This window comes from Clostridium tarantellae, assembly GCF_009295725.1.
Taxonomy (GTDB): Bacteria; Bacillota; Clostridia; order Clostridiales; family Clostridiaceae; genus Sarcina; species Sarcina tarantellae.
Genome location: NZ_WHJC01000165.1, coordinates 1 through 7,651, shown reverse-complemented (window position 1 = coordinate 7,651; position 7,651 = coordinate 1). Strand labels below are relative to the sequence as shown.

The 7,651-nt window shown below is 23.7% G+C and carries 6 protein-coding genes and 1 riboswitch; of the genes, 4 read left to right on the top strand and 2 right to left on the bottom strand.

Annotated elements, in window-relative coordinates; genetic code table 11:
* The 3 genes from GBZ86_RS17165 to GBZ86_RS10470 form a co-directional block, all read left to right on the top strand.
* The coding region (locus GBZ86_RS17165) for a carbohydrate-binding protein (RefSeq protein WP_479690746.1) at positions 1-1,483 on the top strand (1,483 nt) is incomplete at its 5' end.
* Between the two features lie 128 nt (positions 1,484-1,611).
* Positions 1,612-1,779: riboswitch (M-box (ykoK) riboswitch) on the top strand.
* 236 nt (positions 1,780-2,015) lie between these two features.
* Positions 2,016-3,359, top strand: a complete 1,344-nt coding sequence (gene mgtE, locus GBZ86_RS10475; protein ID WP_152890450.1) for a magnesium transporter — start codon at positions 2,016-2,018, stop codon at positions 3,357-3,359.
* A gap of 380 nt (positions 3,360-3,739) precedes the next feature.
* Positions 3,740-4,654 carry a hypothetical protein gene (locus GBZ86_RS10470; protein WP_152890447.1) on the top strand — a complete coding sequence of 305 codons (915 nt, stop codon included), beginning with the start codon at positions 3,740-3,742 and terminating at the stop codon, positions 4,652-4,654.
* 77 nt (positions 4,655-4,731) lie between these two features.
* On the opposite strand, the gene lexA is transcribed toward GBZ86_RS10470, so the two are convergent.
* Positions 4,732-5,340 carry a transcriptional repressor LexA gene (gene lexA, locus GBZ86_RS10465; RefSeq protein WP_152890446.1) on the bottom strand — a complete coding sequence of 203 codons (609 nt, stop codon included), beginning with the start codon at positions 5,338-5,340 and terminating at the stop codon, positions 4,732-4,734.
* A 156-nt stretch (positions 5,341-5,496) separates the two neighbouring features.
* Between lexA and GBZ86_RS10460 the strand changes: the two genes are divergently transcribed.
* Positions 5,497-5,880, top strand: a complete 384-nt coding sequence (locus GBZ86_RS10460; RefSeq protein ID WP_152890444.1) for a hypothetical protein — start codon at positions 5,497-5,499, stop codon at positions 5,878-5,880.
* Positions 5,881-6,043: 163 nt separating this feature from the next.
* Here GBZ86_RS10460 and GBZ86_RS10455 read toward each other — a convergent pair whose 3' ends face one another.
* Positions 6,044-7,030 (bottom strand): tyrosine recombinase XerC, encoded by a 987-nt coding sequence (locus GBZ86_RS10455; protein WP_422678921.1) that lies wholly within the window; start codon positions 7,028-7,030, stop codon positions 6,044-6,046.
* Between the last annotated feature and the right edge of the window lie 621 nt (positions 7,031-7,651).

Here is a 7,651-nt window from a genome sequence, read left to right as displayed (position 1 = left end):
AATAAACACTACAGATAAGGGAGTAGATATAAATAAATTTAATTTTAATGGTGAATGGAATTATGTAATAGGTGCAGCATGGACAAATGATATAAATGCAACTTTTTCATTGAAATTTAAAGGTATATCTATTACATTGATGGGTATAAAAGATCCAAATCATGGTATATATGAAATTTCTATTGATAATGGAATTGTTAAAGAAATAGATGGATATTCATCAAATAGAACAGAAATTATATCTATATTTGATAGTGGTTTATTAAATTATGGTGATCATATATTAAATTTTAACTTAAAGGGAATTAATCTTCATGGTGGACGACCAGATGGACAAATAAATTATGCTATAGTTAATTTAGGTATTCAATATGAACAGAAAATAGTATATTATAATTTATCTGAAGGAATTTTAGAAAATGGCGCACAATTAGGAACTGGAGCTTCTGCTAAATATGTATCTAATATAGGAGGAATGCTAGATGGTTCAGCTTCTGTTAGTGTATATTCTCTAAATGATTTACATTATAAATTATCTATAATTTATAGACAGGATGATGATGTTAAAAAATTTATAAAAGTAGATATTAATGGTATTAATACAGGAAGTATTTATAATGTTATACCAGCTAATCCAGGTAAAACTACTTTAAATGTAAAGTTAAAATCAGGAGAAAATATTATTAAAATTCATGGAGATGGTAAAAATTTTGCACCAGATTTAGGAATACTTTATATTTCTAAAATAAATCCTGTAACTTCAGTAGTATTAGGAGAAAATAATTATGATATAACAGCTGGATTTTTGTCTGGTGGTGCAACAAATGGTAAAGGAAGTTCATCTAAATATATATCTTATTTAGGTGGGGCTAATAATGGTGAAGTAACTATAACAGTAAATGTTTTAACTTTAGGTATTTATAAATTAGCTATAAATTATATAAATAAAGAAAATTATACAAAACAATTAAAAATAGATGTTAATGGAATAAATACAGGTACTATTTATTCACTTGCCCCTGCTAATCCAGGTATATTTAATACTGTCATATTATTAAATTCAGGAGATAATAAACTTAAATTCTATGGAAATAATATGCAAAAGGCTCCTGACTTAGGCATAGCGGCTATAAAATCCATTGAAAATATGTTAAGTATGGCTAATTTATCAAATGGAGCTGAAAAAAATAATTCAAATATAATAACTGAATTAGGTGGTATTAATGATGGAACAGCAACAATAAACTATAATGCATCAATATCTGGAGAATATTATATGTTTATTATGGTAAAAGGGGTTCAATGTAAGTTATCCATTGATATTAATGGTATAAACACTGGAATTATTTACGATATATCAGAATCTAGTGTGGTGCTTAAAGTATATAATGTAAAATTTATTGAAGGAAATAATAAAATAGAATTTCATGGCAATGGAATTGATTTAGCACCAGATTTATATTATTTGAATATTAAATTTTAAGGGAAAAAATTGAAATTATTTATTTGAAATTCAAAAAAAATTGAGTTTAATAATATAAATTCCTTTTAATATTAATTTTTAATTGACAAATTTAAAGTTTAGGTCTATATTAAATAAGGACATAAAATTAATATAGTTGTTAGGTGAGGCTCCTATAAAGAAATATGCTGCTACCCAGAAAAATCGAGAGATTCCAATGGGTTAACAGAAATTATCGTGAAGGTAATTTTTAATGTAGCTGACTATTTTATTAGTCTAAGCTCTATAGTGCTAAAGCTCTACAAATGAACATTTATTGCATTTTAGGACTTTTTAGCGCACCGCTGAAAAGTCTTTTTTATAAATAATATTTTAAATTTATAAAATTTTATATTGTTTTTGTGAAAAATTGTAATTTAAAGGGGATGATATAAATGGATAGTTCTTGGCCCAAAAGGAGTAGAAAATTTAATAAAGTTAAAGAGGAAAGAACAGCAAGCTAATTTATATTAAACTGCTATGTATTTCCTCTCTAAATAAGGAGGATATACAAATGAAATTACAAATCAATAAGCAAGAATTAAGAGAGTTCTTATTATATTCATCAATGAAACAATTAAATGAATATATTTATCATGTCCATCCAGCGGATATTTTAGATGTAATTAATGATAATAAAGAAAAAACATTATTAATTTTAAGTAAATTACCAATAAGTGTGGTAGCACAAGTAATTGATGAAGCAGATAATGATGAAAAATTTTATTTGTTAAATAAATTTCCTGAGGATAAGCAAAAGGAAATAGTAAAAGAAATGTCATCAGATGAATTAGTAGATTTAATTGGACATTTAAATGAAGAAGCTAGTAATAAAATTTTTGAAAAAATCCCCAAAGAAGATGTAGCTGATTTACGTCAGCTTTTAAGTTATGAACCACAAAGTGCTGGTGGAGTTATGGCTACTGAATTTATAAAAGTTTCTGAAGATATGACAGTAAAAGATACTTTTAAATATTTACAAAAAACTGTAGATGATGTTGAGAGTGCTTATTATATTTATGTATTAGATGAAAATGACATTATTAAAGGAGTAGTTTCTTTAAAGGAAATAGTTGTAAATAATTTTAATACACCTATATCTAAAATAATGAACAATCAAGTTATTACAATTCCTTTTGATATGGATCAAGAAGAGGTTGCACATAAATTTGAAAAATATGGATTTGCAACAATGCCAGTTATAGATAAAAATGATAAGATGATAGGTATAATTACTGTAGATGATATTATGGAAATATTAAAAGATGAGACAACAGAAGACTTTCATAGATTAGGTGGAATTGATGAAGGAGAAAGAGTTGATAGTACTGTAAAAGAATCTGTAAAAAGTAGATTACCTTGGTTATTGGTTAATTTAGTTACAGCTATATTAGCTTCATCAGTAGTAAGTTTATTTGAAGGTACTATTAGTAAAGTTGTTGTACTAGCTACATTCATGCCAATAGTAGCTGGAATGGGAGGAAATGCTGGAACACAAACTTTAACAATAGTTGTAAGGGGATTAGCTTTAGGTGAATTAACTCCTAAAAATTCTAAAGTTATTTTATTAAAGGAAATCGGTGTTGGAATTATAACAGGTATATCTATTGGTATAGTAGTAGCTTTATTAGCATTAATTTGGGAAGGTAATCCTATTTTAGGGTTAGTAATAGGTATTGCTATGATATTAAATATGGTAGCTGCTACCGTTTCAGGATTTATTGTTCCTTTAGTTTTAAAAAAATTAAAGATAGATCCAGCATTAGCTTCAGCAGTATTTGTTACTACAGTAACTGATGTTTTAGGATTTTTCTTCTTTTTAGGATTAGCAAGTGTATTTTTAAAATATTTAGTTTAATAAAGTATTGAGAGATTTAAATCTCTCAATACTTTATTTTTTTTTATTAAATTTTCTTTTTTTATCTTCAGAATAAATAGAATAAGCTAAAAAAATATAATATAAAATTCTACTAGAAACTATAATAATAGCTAAAAACATTACAAGATAAGTGAATGATTGAGACATAATTAATCACCTTATAAATTTTAATTATAGTATAGTGTATGTTTTTGAAAACGTTTTGAGTATATATTTTTTAATAATTGAAATAAAACTTCTTTTATTTTTTAATATTATCATAACTTAATTTAAAAATTGATTTTAAAATTAAGTTATGATAATATTAAAAAAGTAATACATAATATTGTATTACAAAAAGTATTACAAGAGGTGGTTTTATGGAAGGTAATAAAGTAACTAAAGAGTTGAAAATAAAATCTTTTAGAGTAGATGAAGGAATTTTTGAAAAATTTAAGCAAATAGCTAATGAGAATTTTGGCAATCAAAATCAATGTTTAGATGCTCTTATAAATTTATATGAAATGGAAACATCTAAAACATCATTAATTGAAAGAAAATTAGAAATTGAATCATTTCAAGATTATTTAAATAAGATAAATCAATTATTCGTAACTTCTTTGCAATTAAGTCAAGATGCTGAAATAAGAGTAAGAGAAGAGTTTTCTAGACAATTAACAATAAAAGATACTACCATAGAAAGATTGCAACTTAAAGAAAAGGATAATTATGATAAAATAGTAGATTATAAAAAAGAAATTAAAATTTTAAAAGAAAAATCTGATAATTTAACTAATTTAACTAAAGAATTAGAAAAAGATAAAAATACTTTATCTCAATTAGTATCTAGAAATTATGAATTAATAGAAAATAATAAAAAAAAGTTAGAAAAATTAAATTCTTATAAAAGCTATAAAATTGAAAATGAAAAAATAAAAAAAGATTTAGAGTTTTCTTTTAATGAAAGTTTAATGTTAAAACAAGAAATAGATAAAAAAGATTCAAAATTAGAATTTTTACAAAAAGATATAAAAAAATATGAAGATACAATAAAAGATTTAAAAGAAGAGGTTAAATCTTTTAAAATATTATTAGAAAGCACTACAATAGAGCATAAGAAAGAATTACAGTTAATCGAGGGTAAATATACTAAAATTATAGAAAATGAAAAAGAAAAGGTTTTACAAATATTTAAAAAAGAATTAGAATTAGAAAAAAAATCTTTAGGTTTAACTATAAAAGTTTTAGAACAAGAAAAAAAAGAATTAAAATTTCAATTAAAGAATAACAAATAAAATTAATGTTATTTGTTATTCTAATACACTTTAAATTAAAAGGAAGAAGAAATTTTATCATTCTTCTTCCTTTTAATTTAATAACTTCTATATAATCCTACTAATTTTCCTGATATAGAACAATGTTTTACTATTATAGGCTCCATAGTTTTATTTTCTGGCTGCAATCTTATAAAATCTTTTTCTTTATAAAAAGTTTTTATAGTAGCTTCATTATCTATTAAAGCTACAACTATATCACCATTTTTAGCTGTATTACATTTTTCTATTATAACTAAATCTCCATGGTGTATTCCTTTTTCAATCATACTATCTCCTGATACTTTTAAAATATATAAGGAATTATTATGTTTTATAAAGGTTGATGGGATAGGAAATAACTCTTCAAAATCTTCATTTGCTAAAATGGGACATCCTGCATTAACTTTTCCTAAAATAGGAATACTTAAAACTTCTTTTTTAAAATCTGAAAGTTTTGTAATCTCTAAAGCTCTAGGTTTAGTAGGATCTCTATGTATTAGTCCTAATCTTTCTAAAGTTTTTAAATGTCCATGAACCGTAGAAGTTGATTTTAAAGAAACAGCTGCACAAATTTCTCTAACTGAAGGTGGATATCCTTTTGATTTTGTGAATTCTATTAAAAAATTATATATTTGTTCTTGTTTAACTGAAAGTTTTTTATCCATTTTAAACTACACCTTTCTATTTTATTATATATATTATAACATAAAAATATTTTTTAATCAAACTTACGTTCTATCTTGAAAATTTGAAAAAAATTGTTTATTTTGATATTTTATTTTGGTATAATGAATAGTAATTTAAAAATTGAGGTGATTTTTATGACTAAAAAAATCTTTAATGAAGATGATTATTGTGATGTTCATCAAGGTAAAATTTGTGATAATTGTGGAGATTGTTTAGAGTTAGAAGGAATAGATACAAAAGCTATAAAAATAAAAGATATTGCTAAAAAGATAGAGGAAAATGAAATTTTAAAAGAAAAATTAAAAACTAAGGAAAAAGAAATGACAGAAAAAGATCAATGCACATTTCAACAAGAAATTGATGTTTTAAATGAAAATGAGAAATTATTAGAAGAAGAATATGAAGATGCTTTTGATCATATAGAATATATAGAGGATTTAGATTTGAATGATGATCTTTTGATAGAAGAAAATACCGAAGAAATATATCCTGGTGTTAGAAGACTAAAAAGAAAATAACTTATAAAAAATAAACTATGACTAGTCATAGTTTATTTTTTATAAGTTAATAGAGGAGAGAGTTACTAGAATTGCTAAGAACGTATGTTTAGTAAAGCTATTTATAGCATTTTTATTAATAAAGCATAAAAATAAATTAAAAATTTTCGAAAAAATATTAATTTTATTTTAAATTTGCTAAAGGATTAGATTTTACTGCATCTCTTAAAGTATCGTTATCTACATGAGTATAAATTTGAGTAGTAGATATGTTTTCATGACCTAAAATACTTTGTAAACTCCTAATATCCACATTACCATGTTTATACATAAGAGTGGCAGCGGTGTGTCTAAGTTTATGAGGGGTATATTTTTCATTATCCATGCCAGCATTTTGCACATGTTTTTTTACTAATAATTCAACAGTTCTTTTATTTATACCTCTATGTCTAGCAGACAAAAATAAAGTGTTTTTATCCTTTATAAGCGCTTTAGAATCATCTCTTACTGATAAATAGTCTTTGATAGATTTAAGGCAAGCTTCATTTAAATAAACGGTACGTTCTTTATTTCCTTTTCCTATTATAGTTAGGGTATCATCTTTAATTTTATCTATTTGTATACTGCATAATTCAGAAAGACGCATACCACAATTTAAAAAAAGTATTAAAATACAGTAATCTCTATAATAATTTTTATTTTCATAATCAAGAGATTTTAATAAATTTAAACTTTCATCTAATGTTAAATAAACAGGATTTCTTTTATTTATCTTTGGAGATTCTAAATCTAGAGTAGGGTTTTCCTCTATCATTTTAGCTTTTCCACTTAAGAATTTAAAAAAAGATTTTAATGTAGCAACTTTTCTTGCTCTTGCATAATTTCCATTATTACGTTGCTTTTCTACATATGAAAGAAAAGCATATAAATCTATTAATTTTATTTGTTTTAATATTTCTGGAGTTATACTATGTATTGGTATCTCTTCAAATTCAATATCATCCACATTAGTTATAATTCCCTTATAAACCAATATAAATCTAAAAAACATAGTTAAATCGATTGTATATCCATTTAAAGTATTAGGAGATTTACCTTTTATAGTTTCTAAATAATTTAAAAAACTAACAAGAACTTCTGGAAGTTTAAGCTTTGATTCTTCAATAACAATTCCAAATTTATTAATTTGTTTATTTTTTTCTTTTAATAAAGTTAAATCTAAGTTATTATTTGCTTTGCTAGAAATTTTTTTTGCTTTTTTTAAAGATCTGTTAAGACCTAATTCTTGTAACCAAAGTCTTATAGTTCTATCTGAAACATTATAAATTTTACTTAATTGTGTAGTGGTTAATTTTTGTTTTTCAGATAATATATATATATCTTCAATTATATATTCATATCCACGTTCGATTTTCAAATTATAAAACTTAGAAAAAATAGAATGGAGTTTTTTTCTATCTGTAGAACTTAAATTAATACTTAGAAGTTTTTCAATATCTTGGGAATATTCAAAGTTTTTATACTTATATGTTTTGCTTCTACCTTTAGTCATTTTTTCACCTCTTAAATCCTTTGTAATGGTTGATTTTATTATATCATAGAGAGTTTAAACCCACAACAACCGGAAATATAATAAATATACATTTAGCGAAATTGTATTTCCGGTATCTTTGAAAATTCTTGTAAATATAACTATTAATTTATATAAATTATTTTTTAAAATTTTATTCCTTTAGAAAAAATAACTTGTCATTTTATTGAAAAACTTAAAGGAAAATTCAACTTCCTTTTT